The sequence below is a fragment of the Prauserella oleivorans genome (genome assembly GCF_042685745.1).
In the GTDB taxonomy this organism is placed as follows: Bacteria; Actinomycetota; Actinomycetes; order Mycobacteriales; family Pseudonocardiaceae; genus Prauserella_A; species Prauserella_A oleivorans.
In genome coordinates, this window is record NZ_JBHUNT010000001.1 from 4,026,502 (window position 1) to 4,043,905 (window position 17,404).

General features: G+C 72.4%; 16 protein-coding genes. 5 read left to right on the plus strand and 11 right to left on the minus strand.

The genetic code is table 11. The annotated features are described in order from the left end of the window. Positions 1 to 70 precede the first annotated feature (70 nt). Genes ACFSZT_RS19725 through ACFSZT_RS19735 form a run of 3 tightly spaced genes read left to right on the plus strand, consistent with a single transcriptional unit; the run spans position 71 to position 4,082 of the window. Complete coding sequence (locus ACFSZT_RS19725) at positions 71 to 2,446, plus strand: wax ester/triacylglycerol synthase domain-containing protein (RefSeq protein ID WP_377391202.1); 2,376 nt, start codon at positions 71 to 73, stop codon at positions 2,444 to 2,446. Continuing rightward, positions 2,443 to 3,345, plus strand: coding sequence for a DMT family transporter (locus tag ACFSZT_RS19730; protein WP_377391205.1), 903 nt, complete (start codon positions 2,443 to 2,445; stop codon positions 3,343 to 3,345). Before ACFSZT_RS19725 ends, ACFSZT_RS19730 begins: the two co-directional genes overlap by 4 nt. After that, complete coding sequence (locus ACFSZT_RS19735) at positions 3,342 to 4,082, plus strand: SDR family NAD(P)-dependent oxidoreductase (RefSeq protein ID WP_377391208.1); 741 nt, start codon at positions 3,342 to 3,344, stop codon at positions 4,080 to 4,082. The genes ACFSZT_RS19730 and ACFSZT_RS19735 overlap by 4 nt, the downstream gene beginning before the upstream one ends. A gap of 262 nt (positions 4,083 to 4,344) precedes the next feature. On the opposite strand, the gene hpnH is transcribed toward ACFSZT_RS19735, so the two are convergent. The 8 genes from hpnH to ACFSZT_RS19775 all read right to left on the minus strand — a co-directional run bounded on the left by hpnH (position 4,345) and on the right by ACFSZT_RS19775 (position 13,631). Then, on the minus strand, positions 4,345 to 5,355 hold the full coding sequence (gene hpnH / locus ACFSZT_RS19740; RefSeq protein WP_377391211.1) for an adenosyl-hopene transferase HpnH: 1,011 nt from the start codon (positions 5,353 to 5,355) through the stop codon (positions 4,345 to 4,347). Further along, a complete protein-coding gene (locus ACFSZT_RS19745) occupies positions 5,352 to 6,863 on the minus strand; it encodes a 4-hydroxy-3-methylbut-2-enyl diphosphate reductase (protein WP_377391214.1) in 1,512 nt (503 codons plus the stop codon). Before ACFSZT_RS19745 ends, hpnH begins: the two co-directional genes overlap by 4 nt. Further along, entirely contained in the window at positions 6,860 to 8,758 is a 1,899-nt protein-coding gene (gene shc / locus ACFSZT_RS19750; RefSeq protein ID WP_377391599.1) for a squalene--hopene cyclase, read from the minus strand. Before shc ends, ACFSZT_RS19745 begins: the two co-directional genes overlap by 4 nt. 5 nt (positions 8,759 to 8,763) lie before the next feature. Further along, entirely contained in the window at positions 8,764 to 9,771 is a 1,008-nt protein-coding gene (locus tag ACFSZT_RS19755; protein ID WP_377391216.1) for a polyprenyl synthetase family protein, read from the minus strand. Continuing rightward, positions 9,768 to 11,099: a hydroxysqualene dehydroxylase HpnE gene (hpnE, locus tag ACFSZT_RS19760; protein ID WP_377391219.1), complete on the minus strand. Its 1,332-nt coding sequence runs from the start codon at positions 11,097 to 11,099 to the stop codon at positions 9,768 to 9,770. The genes ACFSZT_RS19755 and hpnE overlap by 4 nt, the downstream gene beginning before the upstream one ends. Next, on the minus strand, positions 11,096 to 11,986 hold the full coding sequence (gene hpnD / locus ACFSZT_RS19765; protein ID WP_377391222.1) for a presqualene diphosphate synthase HpnD: 891 nt from the start codon (positions 11,984 to 11,986) through the stop codon (positions 11,096 to 11,098). The genes hpnE and hpnD overlap by 4 nt, the downstream gene beginning before the upstream one ends. After that, the gene (hpnC, locus tag ACFSZT_RS19770) at positions 11,950 to 12,849 is read right to left on the minus strand and encodes a squalene synthase HpnC (protein WP_377391225.1); all 900 of its coding nucleotides are present in this window, start codon (positions 12,847 to 12,849) and stop codon (positions 11,950 to 11,952) included. Before hpnC ends, hpnD begins: the two co-directional genes overlap by 37 nt. A gap of 527 nt (positions 12,850 to 13,376) precedes the next feature. Then, complete coding sequence (locus ACFSZT_RS19775; RefSeq protein ID WP_377478313.1) at positions 13,377 to 13,631, minus strand: hypothetical protein; 255 nt, start codon at positions 13,629 to 13,631, stop codon at positions 13,377 to 13,379. A 197-nt stretch (positions 13,632 to 13,828) separates the two neighbouring features. On the opposite strand from ACFSZT_RS19775, the gene ACFSZT_RS19780 reads away from it, so the two are divergent. After that, a complete protein-coding gene (locus ACFSZT_RS19780) occupies positions 13,829 to 14,116 on the plus strand; it encodes a dsRBD fold-containing protein (protein WP_377391231.1) in 288 nt (95 codons plus the stop codon). Between the two features lie 66 nt (positions 14,117 to 14,182). Then, entirely contained in the window at positions 14,183 to 14,845 is a 663-nt protein-coding gene (locus ACFSZT_RS19785) for a phosphoribosyltransferase (RefSeq protein ID WP_377391234.1), read from the plus strand. Positions 14,846 to 14,857: 12 nt separating this feature from the next. Here ACFSZT_RS19785 and ACFSZT_RS19790 read toward each other — a convergent pair whose 3' ends face one another. The 3 genes from ACFSZT_RS19790 to ACFSZT_RS19800 all read right to left on the minus strand — a co-directional run bounded on the left by ACFSZT_RS19790 (position 14,858) and on the right by ACFSZT_RS19800 (position 17,349). Beyond that, positions 14,858 to 16,273 (minus strand): APC family permease, encoded by a 1,416-nt coding sequence (locus ACFSZT_RS19790; RefSeq protein ID WP_377391237.1) that lies wholly within the window; start codon positions 16,271 to 16,273, stop codon positions 14,858 to 14,860. Positions 16,274 to 16,331: 58 nt separating this feature from the next. Further along, positions 16,332 to 16,769, minus strand: coding sequence for a PPOX class F420-dependent oxidoreductase (locus ACFSZT_RS19795; RefSeq protein WP_377391240.1), 438 nt, complete (start codon positions 16,767 to 16,769; stop codon positions 16,332 to 16,334). Positions 16,770 to 16,836: 67 nt separating this feature from the next. After that, entirely contained in the window at positions 16,837 to 17,349 is a 513-nt protein-coding gene (locus ACFSZT_RS19800; protein ID WP_377391243.1) for a DinB family protein, read from the minus strand. Positions 17,350 to 17,404 lie beyond the last annotated feature (55 nt).

Genomic DNA, 17,404 nt, shown 5'->3' on the forward strand with positions numbered 1-17,404 from the left:
CGGCCGCGACATGTCGTCCGGAGCGCCGCTGTCGTGGTTGAATCCGGTGATCCGGACACGGACGGCGGTGGTGACGACGACTGCGAACCCGGAGCCGAGCGGACCACGGCGGCTGCTGATCGTGTCCGCGACCATGGGCGAGGGCCACAACGCCACGGGCCGCGCGCTGCGGACCGCCGCGGCCAGGGTGTGGCCGGATGTCGAGGTCGGCTGGCTCGACGTCCTGGACGCCATGGGGCGCGGCACCGGGCCGGCGTTCCGGTGGATCTACCGCGTCGCCGTCGAACGGCTGCCGTGGCTGTACGAGTTCTTCTACGCCTGGGTGTGGCACCACCGCTGGTTCGCCCGCGCCGCGAAGCGCGTGATCGGCGCGTGGAGCGGACGCGCCCTGGCACCGCACATCGACGGAGCACGACCGGATATCGTGCTCTCGACGTACCCGATGGGCAGCACGGGGCTGGAGTGGCTGCGTCGCCACCGGGGGCTGGCCGTGCCCACCGCGGCGTGGATCTCCGACTTCGCACCGCATCCCTCGTGGGTGCATCGGGACGTCGACCTCAACCTGGTGCTGCACGACGTCGCGGTCGCGCCGGCGCGCGAGAGCGTCCCCGGGGCGTCCGTGGGGGTGTCCGCGCCACCGGTCGGCGACGCGTTCAGGCCCGGTGACCGGTCTCGGGCACGGCGTCGGCTGGACCTGCCCGACCACGGGTTCGTCGTCGCGGTCTCCAGTGGCTCGCTCGCGTTCGGCCGCGGTGACGAGGCGGTGCGGGAGATCCTCGCCGGCGCGCCCGACGCGCACGTCGTCGTGGTGACGGGACGCAACGACGGCCTGCGGACCCGGCTGGAGCGCGCGTTCGGCGACCGGCCCCGGGTACGCGTCCTCGGCTGGGTGGAGGACATGGCGACCCTGTTCACGGCCGCCGACGTCGTGGTGAGCAACGCGGGGGGCGCCACCGCGCTCGAGGCGCTCGCGTGCGGCCGGGCCGTGGTCCTCCACCGGCCGATCGCCGGACACGGCCGCGCCAACGCGGTCCTCATGGCCGACGCCGGGCTCGCCACGGTGTGCACCCTGCCGGGCGAACTCGCGCGCACGATCCGCGAGTACGCCACGAACCCGGCCGGGCTCCGGGCGCGGGAAGACGCGGCGATCGCATTCGCCCGCGGGCGGCGGCTCGAGGATGTCCTGCGCGCCGTCGCCGGAACCCGCGCACCGGCTCGCGCTCGGCCGCTCGCCGCGCCGGATGCCCTGTTCCTGCACGCGAGTACCCCGGAGGTGCCGCAATACGTGGGCACGGTGTTGGTCCACGAGGCGGGCCCGCCACTGACCCTGGAGCACTGCGCGGGGATGCTCGCCACGGTACCGGGAATCGGGGGCCGGTTCCTGCCCGCGACGACGTTCCGACGGGCACGGTGGGATCCCGGCGACGGTGCGGACCCCCTGTCGCTTGTGGACGATCTCCGGTGCGCGGATCTGACCCGCGCCGTCGACGAGTTCTTCTCCGAGCCGCTCGACCCGGCGCGGGCGCTGGGCGCGGGCAGGCTGGTCACCGGCCTGCCGGACGGCCGGCGGGCCCTCCTCGTCAAACTGCACCACGCGCTCGGCGACGGCATGACGGTGCTGCAGGCGCTGCTGTCCGACACCGACACGGCGACCGGCTTGTCCTGGGCGACCAGACCGGCGACCCCGGTGGGTGACAACGGGTTCCGGCCCGCGCCACGCACCCTCGTCCGCGGGCTGTGGCGGCTCGCGCGCGCCGGCCGTGCACCCACGTGCGCGCTCGACACCGAGATCCCGGACGCGCGCCGCCACCACGCGATGGTCCGGTTGCCCGGGCGACGGGTCCGCCAGGTGGCGCGCGCCCTCGGCGTGACACCCGCCGAACTCCTCAAGGCGGCGTTCGCGCAGGCCCTGCACGACGTCGTGGAACCGGAAGCGTTCCGGCTGATGGTTCCGTGGTCGCTGCGCGGAACCGACAGCCTGCGCGCAGCGGGAAACCACACCGGGGCGGTCTCCGTCGACCTGCCGCTCGGCCCGATGGACGTGCGGCAGCGCGCGGAGCTCATCGCCCGGCAGCTGCGGGACCACCTCGACGGCGGCGCGCCCGAGGCCGCGCACGCTGTCGTGCGGCTCATCGGGCACCTGCCGCCGCGGCTGCACGCGGTCGCGGCACGCGCGGTGTATCGCGGCGACTGGTTCAACGCCATCGCCACCGTCATGCCCGGTCCGCGCCGCACGATCTACTGGCACGGCTCGCACATGTCCGAGGCGTATCCGGTGCTCGCACTCGCGCCCGGCAGCGGGCTCGCGTGGGGCGCGATGACCTGGGGTGAGTGGATCACGATGGTGTTCACCGGCCCGCCCGCGCTCGCCGACTGCACCGACCGGATCGCGGAGCGCACGGACACCGTCATCGCCGAACTGGCCGGTGCCGACGGTTCGCCATGACCGGCGCGGGCTCACAGCTGTGGGTGGCGGTACCGGCCGCGATCCTGGCAGCGGCCGCGTTCGGTCTCACCGGCGCGCTCCAGCACCGCGCCGCACGCCGGGTTCCCGGCGGGCCCGCCGTGCGGTGGGGGCTGGTGTTCACGCTGCTCCGGCAACCGCTGTGGGTGGCGTCGCTGCTCACCAACGGACTCGGCATCGTCCTGCAGTGGATCGCGCTGAGCAGTGCTCCCCTGGTGCTCGTGCAGCCGCTCCTGGTGACCGCGCTGGTGTTCGCGGTGCTCGGCAGCGACGCGTTGCGCCGGCGACGGCCCGACGGCATCGTGCTGCTCGGCGCGGGGCTCTGTGTCGTGGGCCTGACGACGTTCTTCCTCGTCGCACGGCCCGCGGCGGGTCACGGCAGGCTGGAGCCGAGCGAGGCGCTCCCGCTGGCGGTCGGGCTCGCAGTGCTGGTCGCCGGGTCGCTGGCGGTGGCCGCACGGTGGGCGGGGCGGCCGCGGGTGATGGCGCTGGCCACCGCGACCGGCGTGCTGTACGGCGTCACCGCGGGCCTGACGAAGCTCGCGGCGGACGATCTTCGCCGCGGCCCGGCAGCGATGTTCGGGCAGTGGCACGTGTACGCGGTGGTGCTGTGCGGCGTGACCGGGTTCCTGCTGAGCCAGAACGCGTTCCGCGTCGGGGTCGCGCTGGCGCCCGCGCTGGCGGTGATCGTCGCGCTGGACCCGTTGGTGAGCATCGGGCTGGGAGCGTTGTGGTTCGGCGAGGAGCTGCCGAGCGGAGCGGCTGCCATCGCGGGACAGGTGGCCGGGCTCGCGGTGGCCATCGCCGGCATCGCCCTGCTCAGCCTGCGGGCGCCGGTGGTGGCGCGGGCGGCCGGCGACGACGTGAGGGAGGACGTGTGATCGCACCCGGGACGAACGCCGTGGTCACCGGAGGTTCTTCCGGCATCGGGGCCGCGACGGCGGAGCTGCTCGCCCGCCGGGGCTGCTCGGTGCTTGTCGTCGGCCGGGACGCCGATGCGCTCGGCGACGTGGCACACCGCACCGGTGGCCGGGCGTGCGTGGCCGACCTCACCGATCCGGCCGCGGCCGACCAAGTGCTCGCCGAGGCGGGGCCCGTCGACGTGCTCGTCTGCAACGCGGGACTGGGCTGGGCGGGTCCGCTGGAGGCGATGCCGGCGGACACGCTCGAGAAGCTGGTGCAGGTGAACCTGCTGGCGCCGGCGCGGCTCGTGCGGGCGGCGTTGCCCGGGATGGTGGCACGAGGCCGGGGGCATCTGGTGTTCGTGTCGTCGATCGCGGGCAGCATGAACGTCGCACACGAGGCTGTCTACTCGGCGACGAAGGCCGGTCTGGACGCGCTCGCCGGGAGTGTGCGCGGCGAGCTGGCCGGGCGCGGTGTCGGGGTCTCCGTCGTGGTGCCCGGGGTGGTGGACACACCGTTCTTCGCCCGCCGAGGCGTGCCGTACGTGCGACGCCGTCCGCGCCCGGTCCCGGCGGAGCGGGTGGCCCGGGCGCTGGTCCGTGCCGTGGAGCGGGACCGGGCCGAGGTGTTCGTCCCGGGCTGGCTGCGCCTGCCCGCGCGGCTGCGCGGCATCGCTCCGGTGCTGACCGACGCCCTCCAACGCCGCTTCGGCTGACACTCGCCGTGTCTGCCGTCCACGTCGCCGTGTCCGCCGTCGACGTCGGGATGTCGGCCGCCCACGTCGCCGTGTCTGCCGTCCACGTCGGCGTGTGTGCCGTCCACGTTGGCGTGTCGGCCATCCAGGTCCAATGCAGGCCGCCCCGGGCTCGAGTTCGGCCGATTCGGCAACGCCAACCGCTAACACGACGACACGAACGGCAGACACGGCTACACCAACCGCAGACACGGCTACGCGAGCGGCGGACACGCCAGCGCGGTCAGGTTTCGCGGGCGGCCCGGATCGACTCCTTGAGCGAGCTCATCGTGGCCAGCACAGAGGTGGGCTCGTAGCCGCAGTGGGCCATGCAGTTGGCACACCGGGGGTCACGACCACGCCCGTACTTCTCCCACTCGGTCTCCTCCACGAGCTCCCGGTAGGTCGTCGCGTAGCCATCACCCATCAGATAGCACGGGCGCTGCCAGCCGAACAGGGTGTACAACGGCACGCCCCACGCCGTGCACTCGAAGTCCACTTTGCCCTCGAGGAAGTCGAGGAACAGCGGCGAGTGCACCAGCCGCCACCGTTTCCGGTTACCTCCCGCGAAGGCCTTGCGGAACAGTTCCCGCGTCTCGTGCACGCCGAGGAAGTGTTCCTGATCCGGCGCCTTCTCGTAGGCGTAGGCGGGCGAGAGCATCAGCGAGTCGATCTTCAGCTCGTCGTTGAGGTAGTCGAGCACGTCGATCACCGATTGCGGTGTGTCGGTGTTGAACACCGTGGTGTTGGTGGTGACGCGGAATCCGCGGCGCTGGAGTTCCCGGATCGCCGCGACCGCCTCGTCGAACACGCCCTCCTTCGCCACGGCCGCGTCGTGGCGCTCCCGCAAGCCGTCGATGTGGATGGTGAACGCGAAGTACTTGGACGGCTTGAGGTCCAGCTTGTCGATCTTCTTGCGCAGCAGCACGGCGTTGGTGCACAGGAAAACGTATTTCTTGCGCTTGACGAGCTCGTTGACCATCGTGTCGATCTGCGGATGCATCAGCGGCTCGCCACCCGCGATGGACACCATCGGCGCGCCGGATTCCTCGACCGCCGCGACGGCCTGCTCCACCGGCATGCGCTGCTTGAGGATGTGGGCCGGGTGCTGAATCTTGCCGCAGCCGCCGCATTTGAGGTTGCAGGCCAGGATCGGCTCCAGTTCCATGATGAACGGGTACTTCTTCCGCCCGCGTAGTTTCTGGGTCACGACGTGCCGGGCGACCCGGATGGCCTGGTGCAGTGGCATGTTCATGGATGCCGCACCTCCTTGGGAAGACTGAAGTTCACGGTCTCGGTCGCGGTGGTGCGCTCGGTCACGTCCAGGTTGCCCAGTCCGGACAGCGCGTCCACGATCTCGTCCACCAGCACCGTCGGCGCCGACGCGCCGGCGGACAGCCCGACGGTGCGCGCGCCGGCGAGCCAGTCGAGGTCGATCTCGGTCACGTTGTCCACGAGGTATGCCCTGGCGCCCTCGCGTTGTGCCACCTCCACGAGCCGGCGCGAGTTCGAGGAGTTCGCCGACCCGGCCACGAGCACGACGTCGGACTCGCGAGCGACCGCGCGCACGGCGTCCTGCCGGTTGGTGGTCGCGTAGCAGATGTCGTCGGAACCGGGGCCCTTCAACGCCGGGAACCGTTCCCGCAACGCCGCCACGATCCCTTCGGCCTCGTCGAGGGCGAGCGTGGTCTGCATCAGGTAGGAGACGCGCTCGGGATCGGCCACGTCGAGGGTCGCGACGTCCTCGGCACGCTCGACGAGAATCGTCCGCTCGGGCGCTTCGCCGAGTGTGCCCTCCACCTCCTCGTGTCCGGCGTGACCGATGAGGAACACGGTGTGGCCGTCCCGTGCGAACCGTCTCGCCTCACGGTGCACTTTGGACACCAGCGGGCAGGTGGCGTCCACGACGTCCAGACCACGGCGCGAGGCGTCCTCCCGCACCGCGGGCGAGACCCCGTGCGCCGAGAACACCACGGTGGCGTCCTCGGGCACTTCGTCGAGCTCCTCCACGAACACCGCACCGCGACGTTCCAGCTCGCCCACCACGCGGGAGTTGTGCACGATCTGCTTGCGCACGTAGACGGGCGGGCGATGCCGTTCGAGGAGGCGTTCGACGATCTCCACGGCACGTTCCACCCCGGCGCAGAACGACCGCGGTCCCGCCAGCAGTACCGTCCGGTCGCCGGTGGCCGCCGCCCACCGGTGCAGCGCGGGACCGATCGCACGCAATGACGACAACGCGGCGATGCCTCCGGGCACGGTTGCCGGGTGCAGCAGCGACCGGGTCGGCGTGTCGACCACGGCCCGCACCACCGCGGCGGGCCGGGAGCCGATCATGTCCAGCAGGCGCGCCGACTCCATGTCCACCGCGATGGCGCCGTCGAGCGCGAGTCGTGCCCCCTCGGGCTGCCAGACGACGTGGTCGGTCTCCACCATCGGTCCGACGTGGACGGTCAGCCCGAGGCTGCGCAGGCAGGTGGCCAGCAGCGGCGCCGACCGGCAGTGGTGGGTGCCCTGAGCCGACCGCACCTCGCTCGCCACCACGACGTCACCGGGCTTGAGCTCGTCGACCAGCGCTCCCGCGACCCCGGCGACGGCCACCGGCCTGCCCGGCTGCTGCCGCAACGCCGCCGCGACCCGTTTCGCCCTTCGCGCGTGCGGACCCGCGCGGACCACACATCCGCGGCCGAGCCCGCGCCGCACACTGCCGACCTCCAGCATGAGCGGTGAGACCACGATGAGGTCGTCAGCCGGTGTGATCATGACCGCCTCACCTCCACGTATCGGCCGAGCGCCGTGAGCGGGAACACCAGCCGGTACAGGTGGTAGTTGATGTAGAAGTCACCGGGGAAACCGGTGCCGGTGAACTGCGGTTCGTCCCAGCCGCCGTCGCCGCGCTGGGCGCGCACGAGCCAGCCGACACCGCGCCGCACGGGCTCCCCGTGCTGCCCCGCGGCCAGCAGGGCGAGCAGCGCCCACGCCGTCTGCGACGCGGTCGACTCCCCCTTGCCGACCCAGCTCGGATCCACATAGGACCGCATGTCCTCCCCCCAGCCACCGTCGGGGTTCTGGTGCCGGACCAGCCAGTTCACGGCCCTGCGCACGGCCTCGTGCTTGCGCGGCACACCGCAGGCGACGAGCGCGGGCACGACGGCTCCCGTGCCGTAGACGTGGTTGGCTCCCCACCGGCCGAACCACGACCCGTCGCGCTCCTGGTGGTCGAGCAGCCAGCGCACGCCCCGCCGCGCCGCCACGGAACGTTCCTGCCCGCACGCGGCCAGCATCTCGACGACGTGCGCGGTGACATCGGCCGAGGGCGGGTCGATCACCGCGCCGAAGTCGCAGAACGGCAGCTTCTCGCACAGCCACTGGGTGTTGTCGGCGTCGAACGCGCCCCAACCGCCGTCGCGGGACTGCATTCCGGTCACCCACGCCACCGCGCGCCGCACCGTCGCGCCGAGCCGCGCCGGCTCCGGGTGCTCCACCCGCCGCAGGCCGAGCACGACCTCGGCGGTGTCGTCGGTGTCGGGATAGTGGTCGTTGGCGAACTCGAAGGCCCAGCCCGACGGCGTGAGATCGGGCCTGCGCACCTGCCAGTCTCCGGGCTCGGTGATCTCCTCCCGCAGGACCCAGTCGGCGGCCCGCACGAGCGCCGGGTCGTCCGGGGGCAGGCCGGCGTCCAGCAGCGCGGTGATCGCCAGAGCCGTGTCCCAGACGGGCGACTGGCACGCCTCGAGGCGCCGGACCCAACCCTCCGGTGTCTGCTCGCGGATGGTGAATCCGTCCAGCCCGTCGAGAGCCTTGCGCAGCACCGGGTGGTCCGTGGAGTACCCGCGCAGGTGCAGGGCCAGGATCGAGTACACCCACGGTGGCTGGATGCCGCCCCAGCCGCCGTCGGCCTCCTGGCGGTCGAGGATCCACCGTTCCGCCCGGGCGAGCGCGCGCCCGCGCAGCGGCTTCACCGGTATCCGCTCGAGCAGGTGCAGGGCGCCGTCCAGCCGGTGGAAGGCACCCGCCCATGTGAGCAGCGACGCGGGTTCCGGTCGCGGCCGTCCGGTGCGCAGCTCCCGGACGCTCACGCCCAGCGGCCTGTTCGGCCGGGCCGAGCCGACGATCGTCAGCGGGACCACGGTCTGGCGCGCCCAGCACGCCCAGTCGTAGATGTTGAGCGGGAACCAGCCGGGCAGGAACATCAGCTCCGGGGGCAGCACCGGCAGCTCGTCCCACGACCACTCGCCGAACAGCGCGAGCCAGATCCGCGTGAACACCCGGGTGGCCTCGATGCCGCCGTGGTGGAGGATGTACTCCCGGGCCCGGCGCAGGTGGGCCGCGTCGAGCGGATCGCCGGCCACGCGCAGCGCCACGTACGCCTCGACGGTGGTGGACAGGTCGGGCGGCCCGCCGTGGAAGTTGGCCCAGGTGCCGTCGGCACGCTGGCACGACCGGATCCACCGCGCCGATTCCGCCAGGGTCTGCTCGTCGAGCACCCCGAGGAATCGGCGCAGCAGGATGTCCTCGGCGTCCATTGTCACGTTGGTCTCCAGCTCGCCCTTCCACCAACCCTGCTCGTGCTGGAGCGAGAGCAGGTAGTCGCGAGCCCGCTCGGTCGCCGCGCGCGCGGCCGCGACGGTCTCCGCCGTCTCCGTCCGGTCGATCACCCCGCTCACCGGTCACGCTCCACGACGAAGCGGGTGAGGTCGGCGAGCGCGGCGTGGATCGGCTCGGGGGGGTGCAGCCGGTCGAGACACGTCGTGGCCCGGACGACGTACTGCCGCGCCTGATCCCGTGTCCAGTCCAGTGCACCGGAGCGTTCGATCAGCTGTGCCATCGTGGTCAGGTCCTCCTCGCTCGGCGGGTCTGGTTGCTGGTACAGCCGGCGCAGCGCCGCGCCGTCCTCGGTCCCCGAGGTCAGTGCGGCGACCACGGGGACGGACTTCTTGCGCACCCGCAGGTCGGCGAGCACCGGCTTGCCGGTGACCTCGGGGCTGCCCCAGATGCCGAGCAGGTCGTCGACGAGCTGGAACGCCATGCCCAGGCAGCGGCCGAACTCCGCCAGCAGGCGGGCGGCCACCGGGCTCGCCCGGCCCAGCAGGGCGCCGACCTCGGCGGAACACCGCATCAGTGCCGCCGTCTTGCCCTCCGCCATCGCGAGGCACTCCTGCGGGTCGACGTCGAGGCGGGTCTCGAAGTCGACGTCGGCCGCCTGGCCCGCGATGAGGTCCTGCACGGCCGCGGTGAGGCAGCGGGTGGCCACCGGGTCGGCGGACCGGTCAAGGACGTCGATCGCGAGCGTCAGCAGCGAGTCGCCCGCGAGGATCGCGGCGGGTGTGCCGAAGAGCCGCCACACGGTCGGCCGGTGCCTGCGTTCGACGTCCCCGTCCATGACGTCGTCGTGCAGCAGCGAGAAGTTGTGTACGAGTTCGACGGCCACGGCACCGGGCACCGCGACCTCGGGCCGCGCGCGGACGGCCTGCGCGGCGAGCAGCGCGAGTGCCGGCCGCAGGGCCTTGCCACCGCCGCCGTCGGCGGGTTCGCCGTGCTCGTCGGTCCAGCCCAGGTGGTAGCTGACGACGCGGCGCATCGCCCCGGGCAGCTCGTCCACCGCGGCGCGCAGTGCGGGCCGCACGAGCGCCTGGGAGGCGCTCACCTCGGCAGGCAACGTGACGGTCACGGCGCACCACCCCCGAGGTGTGCTGCGAGTTCGTCGGCCGCGTGATGTCCGCTTCGCACGGCTCCCTCCATCGTGTCGGGCCATCCGGTCGCGGTCCACGCCCCGGCGAGCACGAGTCCCGGCAGCGACGTCCGCGCGGGGGGACGCAGCCGTGCGGTGCCCGGTGCCTGCCGGAACGTGGCCCGCCGCTCGCGGGTGACGAAGAACCGGGTGCAGGGTGTCGTCGCTGCCGCGGGCAGCAGCCGGCCGAGCTCGGGCAGGAACACGTCGCGGAGCTCGGCGACGGGGCGGTCGAGCCAGGTGCGGGCGGCCGAGAGCGACACGGCGAGGTACTGGCCGCGGTCGAGCCCGGCCACGGCGGTGCGGTCGAACACCCATTGCACCGGGGAACCGACGGCCGCCGCGAACGACAGATCGGTGACCGGGGCGGCGAACACGGCGTGCACGTTGACGATCGGGCTCGCGCCGAGCCCGGCGAGCCGCCGGGCGGACAGGCCGGCGGCGGGCGGGCACACGGCCGCGGCCGTCTCCGGTGGTGCCGTGACCACCACGGCGTCCGCGCGCACCGTCTCGTCGCTGAGCCGGACGGCGAACCCCGGGCCGTCGCGCTCCACGGCCCGCACGGCGCTGCGAAGCCGGACCTCCGCGCCGCGCGTGAGGAGGTATTTCTCCGCCGGGCGCACGTGCAACTCCTCCAGCGGCCAGCGCGGGATCCCGATGTCGGCCCCGTCGGCGCGGTCGAGCAGGGCGGTCCGGAACACCATCGCGGCAAGCGCCAGGGACGCCCCGTCCGCGTCGCAGTTCAGTGCCGCCACCGAGACGAGGTTCCACAGCGCTCCGATCGTGGTGTCGTTCTGCCCGTGTCCGCGCAGCCAGTCGCCGAAGGTGCGCTCGTCAAGTGCCGGGTCCGCCGGGTCGAGCAGCCGCAGTGCCGCGGCCGCCGCGAACGCGCGCAGCCGGTCGGTCACCGGGAGCGCGCCGTAGGTCGCGAGCCCGGCGACGAGGTGCAAGGGTGCGGGGCCGCCGGTGCGGGCCAGCGCTGTGCGGGGGCGGCCGGGCGCGAGCACGGGCATGCGGAACCGTTCCTGCAGCACCACGCCGTCGGCGGTGCCGAGCCGCGCCAGCAACCGCTGGTACTCGGTGCAGCACCGCAGCAGCACGTGCTGGCCGTTGTCCACGGCGAGCCCGTCGCGCTGGAAGGAGAACGTCGCGCCGCCGAGCCGGGCGCGGCTCTCCAGCAGGGTGACGCGGGCACCGGCGTCGGCGAGGTCGCAGGCGGCGGTCAACCCGGCAAGCCCGCCCCCGACCACCACGACGTGCGCGCTCATGGCCGTGCCCCGGCGAGCGCCCGAGCCGCGACGGCGGCCTTCTCCCAATCCGGCAGCGACGTGCGGCCGTGCAGCACCGACCGTGGCCGCAGGGCGATCCGGCGCAGCAGCCGGTGGTAGATCCCCGCCATCGCCCCGCAGCACGCGCGGCTGCGCGGGTCCAACGCCGGCAGCAGGCGCAGTCCCCTGGCGTACCAGTCCTCGGCCCGGGCGGCCTGGTACTCGAGCAGGCGCAACAGGGCGTCCTCGTCGTCGGCGAACGCACCGGACGAGTCGAGCCGCAGGGTGCAGCCGAACCGGCGCAGGTCCTCGGCGGGCAGGTAGATCCGGTCGTCGCGGCGGTCTTCCAGCACGTCGCGCAGGATGTTCGTCAACTGCAGCGCGATTCCCAGGTCGTCGGCGGTGCGGGCGTCCCGCGCCGGGTCGGCACTGCCGAACACGGCCAGTGACAGCCGGCCGATCGACCCGGCGACGCAGCGGCAGTAGTGGTGCAGCTGGTCGAACGTTTCGTAGTGGGTGCCGAGGACATCGGCGCGACAGCCGTCGATGAGCTCGTCGAACGCGCCGAGGGGCAGCTCGAAGCGCCCCGCGGCGTCGGCGAGTCCGACCAGCACCGGGTCGTCCGGCCGCTGGTCGAGGGTGTGCAGCTGCTTGCGGGCGAGTTCGAGCCGCTCGAGCTTGACCTCGCGCGCGAGGTCGCCGTCGCCGATGTCGTCGATCCGCCGCGCGAACGCGTACACGGCGCTCAGCGCGCGCCGCTTGGGCGGGGGCAGCAGCCGGATCCCGTAGGAGAAGTTGCGTGCTTCCCGGCGCGTGATGCGCTCGCATTCGTCGTACGCGTCGGCGGTTCTCACCGTGCACCGCCGGTGAGCAGCAACCGCACCCATTCCGCCGCGGTACGTGCCCGGGACGGCCTGGGCGTTGCGGTGAGCACGTCGAATCCGGCCTCCGCCAGCGCCACGGCCGTTGCCCGCCCGCCCGCGACGTAGCCGGCGACGGCGGCGCGCGCCGCGCCGGTGAGGGTGCCGACCAGGGGCGTCCCCTCGTCGAGCAGCGCCACGGCGCGTTGCACCTCGAACGCGACGAGCGCCCGGAGGCCCCGGCTCGCCTGCGAAGCCACCAGGTCCCGTTCGGAGACGCCGAAGTGCTCCAGATCCTCGGCGGGCAGATAGATCCGGCCGGCACGGGCGTCCTCGGCGACGTCCTGGCAATGCTCGAGCACCTGGAGTGCCGAGCAGATCCGGTCCGAGAGCGCCTCCCGCTCCGGCGTCACGACGTCGAACACGGCCAGCACCAGGCGGCCGACCGGGTCTGCGGAGAACGTGCAGTAGCCGAGCAGGTCGTCGAACGTGCGGTAGTGGTGCACGGTCTGGTCCCGCCGGTTGGCCTCGACCAGCCGGTCGAACGGCTCGCGCGGCAGGTCGCACGCCGCGATGGTGGCGGCGAGCGGCCGGTACAGCGCGTGGTCCGGCACGTCGCCGCGGTAGATCCGGTCGAGTGCGTGGGTGATGGCGTCGAGTGCGGAGCGGCGGTCACCAGGGGCTTCGTCGCCGAGGTCGTCGACCATTCGGGCGAATGTGTACAGGTTCTGGAGGTGGCGGCGCTTGGCGGGGGGCAGGAACCGCAGCGCGACAGGGAAATTCTCGGTGTGTGCGGTGGCGAGCACCCGGTGCCGCAGGGTCGCGGTGGCGGCGCTCCCGTGCGCACCCGGCGGCTCCGTCTGCCGTACCGACTTCTGCGCTGGTGTCACGCACACCTCCCGGGCGACGCCGGACCGGGGCGGCCACGACGGCGCGTCATGTGTTGCCGCGTCGTTTCGCCGCCGACTCGATCACGTGACATCGCAGGGCGTGACGGGAGCCGCGGCCGCGAACCCACTGGTCCGAGCCAGGCGCCGGACCGGCGCCATGTTCCCCTCACCGGGTTGAACCTGCCGAGCGCATACATGCGATCGCCTCGTCCCGTTCGGCCAGTGCACCCACGGTCGGAGCATGGGAACAACCATTGTCCGCCAGTGCCACGACGATGGGCAACTCCCCCGTTCGCACCATCGCCGCCGCAGCCGGCGGCGCCCGTGCTCCCGGCCTTGCCCATGATCTTATGCCGCTCACCAGGCGACGCAACACTTTTCGAACGGCCTGCCCACCGGCCGGATACGGTGAAAACCGTTCACCAGAAAGGCATTTTCACCCCGCACGGGCGCGAGTAGACCGATACTGCACGAGCATCGTCCGGAAAACCACGTGGAGTCCGTTGTAGACGTTGAGCGGAGTCGGCTCAGCCCGCCACCGCTCCCGCCTCCTCGGCGACCACCCTCTGCACGTCATCGACGGCGGTGTACGGGCCGTCGCCCGCGGTGCTCGCGCACAGGACCCGGCCGCCCAGCACCGCGGTCACCTGGACCCGCGTGCGCCTGCCGTCCCGGGACAGCGCCGCCCGCAGCTCGTCCACGAGCCCTGCCACGCTGAGCGCGTGGAGCTGGTCGAGCGCGTAGCCGACACACGCCGGGTCCACGCCGATACCGACGGTCACCCGCACGGCGTCGCTCGCCGCCCGTTCTTCCGGGCGTTCACTGCAGTCACGGGAACCAGAATCAGCCGACCCACGCGTGTGTTCCAAGGGTATTTCGGCCCTCTTTTCCGACTGGTCACGACGGTTATAGGGACGAACGACTCTAGGAACGATCGCGCGGAACTGGGAACGTGGATATCGCGGTTCGGAGGAGGAATATGGCACAGCAGGCCCGCTGGACGATCTCGGTCGTCCTCGACGAACACGACGGCACCACCCAGGCACGCATCCGGCTCGGCGACGACGCCGGTAACCACTTCATCGGCATCGGCCTGGCCCACCGGGGCGTCGACGTCGCCCGGGTGCCCCAGGTCGCGGGCGAGCTCGCGATCGCGCGGGCGCTCACCGATCTCACCGAGGAATTGCTCACGGCCGTCGCGGCGGACATCGAGTCGGCGCACGACCACGCGTCCGCGCCCGGAATTCCCGAGCAGTTCGTCCACTGAGGATTTCTCTGCCGTCCTATGTGAACTCGTGATGGCAGTGGCGCGGCCGGACGGGAGAATGTCCAGATGGAATTCGCCAATCGACGGGAAGCCGGGCGCGAGCTCGCAGGCCGGCTCGAGTATCTGCACGGGCACCGGCCCGTCGTGCTCGGCCTTCCCCGCGGTGGCGTGGTCGTGGCTCGCGAGGTGGCGGACGCGCTCGGCGGGGATCTGGACGTCGTCCTGGTCCGCAAACTCGGCGCACCGGACCGGCCGGAGCTGGCGATCGGTGCCGTCGGTGAAGGCGGGGTCGTCGTCACCAACGCCGACATGATCCGGCGCCTGCGGCTCACGGACGAGGAAGTCGAGGAGGCCGCGCGCCGCGAGTTCGCGGAGATCGACCGGCTGGACACCCTCCTGCGCCGGGGCAGGCCACCGTTGCCGCTGAAGGGACGGGCGGTCGTCGTGGTCGACGACGGGATCGCCACGGGTGCCACGACGAGGGCCGCGCTGCGGGTGGTGCGCACACACGACGCCCGCTGGCTCGCGCTGGCCGTGCCGGTGGCGCCCGCCGACATCCTGGAGGAGCTTTCCCACTCGACCGACCACACGGTCTGCCCGAATCCGCGCGTGTGGATGCGGGCGGTCGGCCTCTGGTACCGCGACTTCTCCCCCGTGTCCGATGCCGAGGTCGCAGGCCTCCTGCACGCGCCGAACCCGGTGGCCGCGCCGCGGGCGGAGACCACCTGAGCGGCCGCCGGCTCAGCGTGGTGCGCGCACGACGGCGGTGAGCCGTTCCTCGGCGTCGACGCCCGCGCGCACGCGGGGCAGCCGCAGCACCAGCACAAGGCCCGCCAGCGCCCAACCCCCGACGATGACCCATTCCGACGGCCAGTCGAGCTCGGCGGGCATGCCCGGCAGGAACAGCACCGTCACGGCCAGGCTGAGTACGATCGCCGCCACGCCGACGGTGCGGCCGGCGGGCACCCGGAACGGGCGCGGCATGTCCGGCTCCCGCACCCGCAGCACCAGGAAGCACACCGCCACCATCAGGTAGGCCACGACGATGCTGAGGCTGCCGGCATCCGAGAGCCACACCAGCATCTCCCTGCCGAACAACGGTGCCAGCACGGACAGCGCACCGACGAGGAGCACCGCGTTCGAGGGGGTGCCGAACCGCGGGTGCAGGCGACCGAACCAGCGCGGCAGCATCCCGGACGACCCCATTGCGAACACCAGGCGGCTCGCCCCGATCAGGAAGCCGTTCCAGCTGGTGACGATGCCGATCACCCCGCCGAGGACCAGGACGGTCCCCATGGCCTGGCTTCCCCACAGCGACGCCATCGCGTCCGCCGTGGGCAGTTCCGACCCGGCCAGCCGGGCGTCGTTCAGTCCGGAACCCACGGTCAGCATGACCATGACGTACCAGGCGATCGCCATCAGCACCGAAACGAGCAGCAGCGAGCCGATCCGCTTCGGCGGCAGGTCGATCTCGGCCGCCGACTGCGGGATCACGTCGAACCCGACGAACAGGAACGGCGTCGCGACCAGGACCAGCAGGACTCCTGACAGACCACCGGTGAACAACGGCTCCATGTTCGCCACCGACCCGCCGGTGACGGCGCCGGCCGTGAGCAGGACACCGACCGCGAGCAACCCGAGAACGGCGACGGTCTGGAACACCGCGGCGGGACGCACGCCGACGTAGTTGAGCGCGGTGAGCACGATCGCACCACCCACGCCGACTGCCACCCACGTGGCGTAGACGTCGTACCCGGCGACCGTCCACAGCTTGCCCGCCAGCATGTCCGGCGCCAGGTACAGCAGCGTCTGCGGCAGCGCCACCGCCTCGAACGCCACCACTGAGACGTAGCCGAGCACCAGCGCCCAGGACGTGACGAACGCGGGCCGGGAGCCCAGTGCGCGCAGCGCGTAGTTGTGCTCGCCGCCGGCCGCGGGCATCGCCGACACGAGTTCCGCGTAGGTCAGGCCGACCAGCGCGACCACCACACCGCCGATGACGAATGCGAGCGCCGACCCGAGACTTCCGGCGTCCTCGAGAAAGCCGCCGGTCAGGACGATCCAGCCGAACCCGATCATCGCGCCGAATGCCAGCGCCACGACATCGAGCCTGCCCAGAACCCGGACGAACCCGCCGCCTGGATCGCGCTGCGTCATGTCCGCTCCCTTCCGCCCCGGTCGAAGATCACCAGGGTCGTCACTCGGGAGCGGCACGTCAAGAGGCAGCCGACTCCGGAAAGGTCAGTTCGAAGTGGACGGTCCGACCGGTTTTCCGGCGCAACAGCCGGTGCAGCAGCGGAACGAGGGTGTGCAGCACCGGGTACTTGCGCCGGAGCAACCGCGCGGCATGCCTGTCCTCCGCACCGTGGAGCAGCCGTGCCGTGCCCGCGACTGCGGGCCCGGTCGTGGTGCCCCGGCGGGTGCAGGGCGCCACCTCGACCCGCGGATCCCGGCGCAGGCGCCGCGTCTTGAGGGCCCGCTCGAAACTCCGGACATACGCGCGATCGCCGTCGACCACGATGCTGACGGGAGTGGCGCCCCGGGTGCCGTCCTTGCGGAATGTGGTCAGGAGGACCGTCCTCTGCCGGAGAAACGGGGCGAGGGTGGGCGTGGTGGCCGGCTGCCGTGATCCGTGTCGTGGTGTGCGTGTCATGTCCGCCTCCCGGTCTCGTGGGGCCGCAGCGGTGACGAAACCGGGAGGCGGAACGTGACAGGCGCGGTCAGCCCATCGTCTTCGCCCCGTCGAGCGACTCGCGGATGATGTCGGCGTGGCCCGCGTGCTGCGCCGTCTCGGCGAGCACGTGCAGCAGCACCCGGCGGATCGACCAGCGCGCACCCGGGGTGAACCACGGCGCCTCGGGCAGCGGGTACGACACGTCGAGATCGGGCGTCGTGGCCACGAACTCGTCGGTGCGGCGGGCGATCTCCTCGTACTCGACCAGCAGCCCGGCGAGCGTCTCCCCCGGCAGCATCCGGAATTCGTTCCGCCGGTCGGCATTGACTCCGGCGATGGCGGCGGGATTGCCCTGCGCGAACTCCAGCCATCCGAGCTCGGTACGCGCGACGTGCTTGATGATCCCGCCGAGGGTCAGCTCGCTCACCGTGGTGCGCCGGGCTGCCTGCTCGTCGTCGAGACCGTTGACGGTGTAGTGCAGGAAGAACCGGTGCTGCGCCAGGGCCTGCAGCAGGTCGGCGCGCTCGTCCGTGGTGATCGGGTCGGTCGTGGCGGTCATGTCGAGGTCCTCTCTCGTCGGTGGCGAGACCGACGCTACGGACCATTCCGGCCGC

Excerpts from the sequence above, each read along its gene's own strand:
- ACFSZT_RS19730 (WP_377391205.1), top strand. The coding sequence starts at position 2,443 with ATGACCGGCGCGGGCTCACAGCTGTGGGTGGCGGTACCGGCCGCGATC.
- hpnH (WP_377391211.1), bottom strand. The coding sequence starts at position 5,355 with ATGAACATGCCACTGCACCAGGCCATCCGGGTCGCCCGGCACGTCGTG.
- ACFSZT_RS19745 (WP_377391214.1), bottom strand. The coding sequence starts at position 6,863 with ATGATCACACCGGCTGACGACCTCATCGTGGTCTCACCGCTCATGCTG.
- hpnE (WP_377391219.1), bottom strand. The coding sequence starts at position 11,099 with ATGAGCGCGCACGTCGTGGTGGTCGGGGGCGGGCTTGCCGGGTTGACC.
- hpnD (WP_377391222.1), bottom strand. The coding sequence starts at position 11,986 with ATGGGTGCGGTTGCTGCTCACCGGCGGTGCACGGTGAGAACCGCCGAC.
- ACFSZT_RS19780 (WP_377391231.1), top strand. The coding sequence starts at position 13,829 with ATGGCACAGCAGGCCCGCTGGACGATCTCGGTCGTCCTCGACGAACAC.
- ACFSZT_RS19785 (WP_377391234.1), top strand. The coding sequence starts at position 14,183 with ATGGAATTCGCCAATCGACGGGAAGCCGGGCGCGAGCTCGCAGGCCGG.
- ACFSZT_RS19790 (WP_377391237.1), bottom strand. The coding sequence starts at position 16,273 with ATGACGCAGCGCGATCCAGGCGGCGGGTTCGTCCGGGTTCTGGGCAGG.
- ACFSZT_RS19795 (WP_377391240.1), bottom strand. The coding sequence starts at position 16,769 with ATGACACGCACACCACGACACGGATCACGGCAGCCGGCCACCACGCCC.
- ACFSZT_RS19800 (WP_377391243.1), bottom strand. The coding sequence starts at position 17,349 with ATGACCGCCACGACCGACCCGATCACCACGGACGAGCGCGCCGACCTG.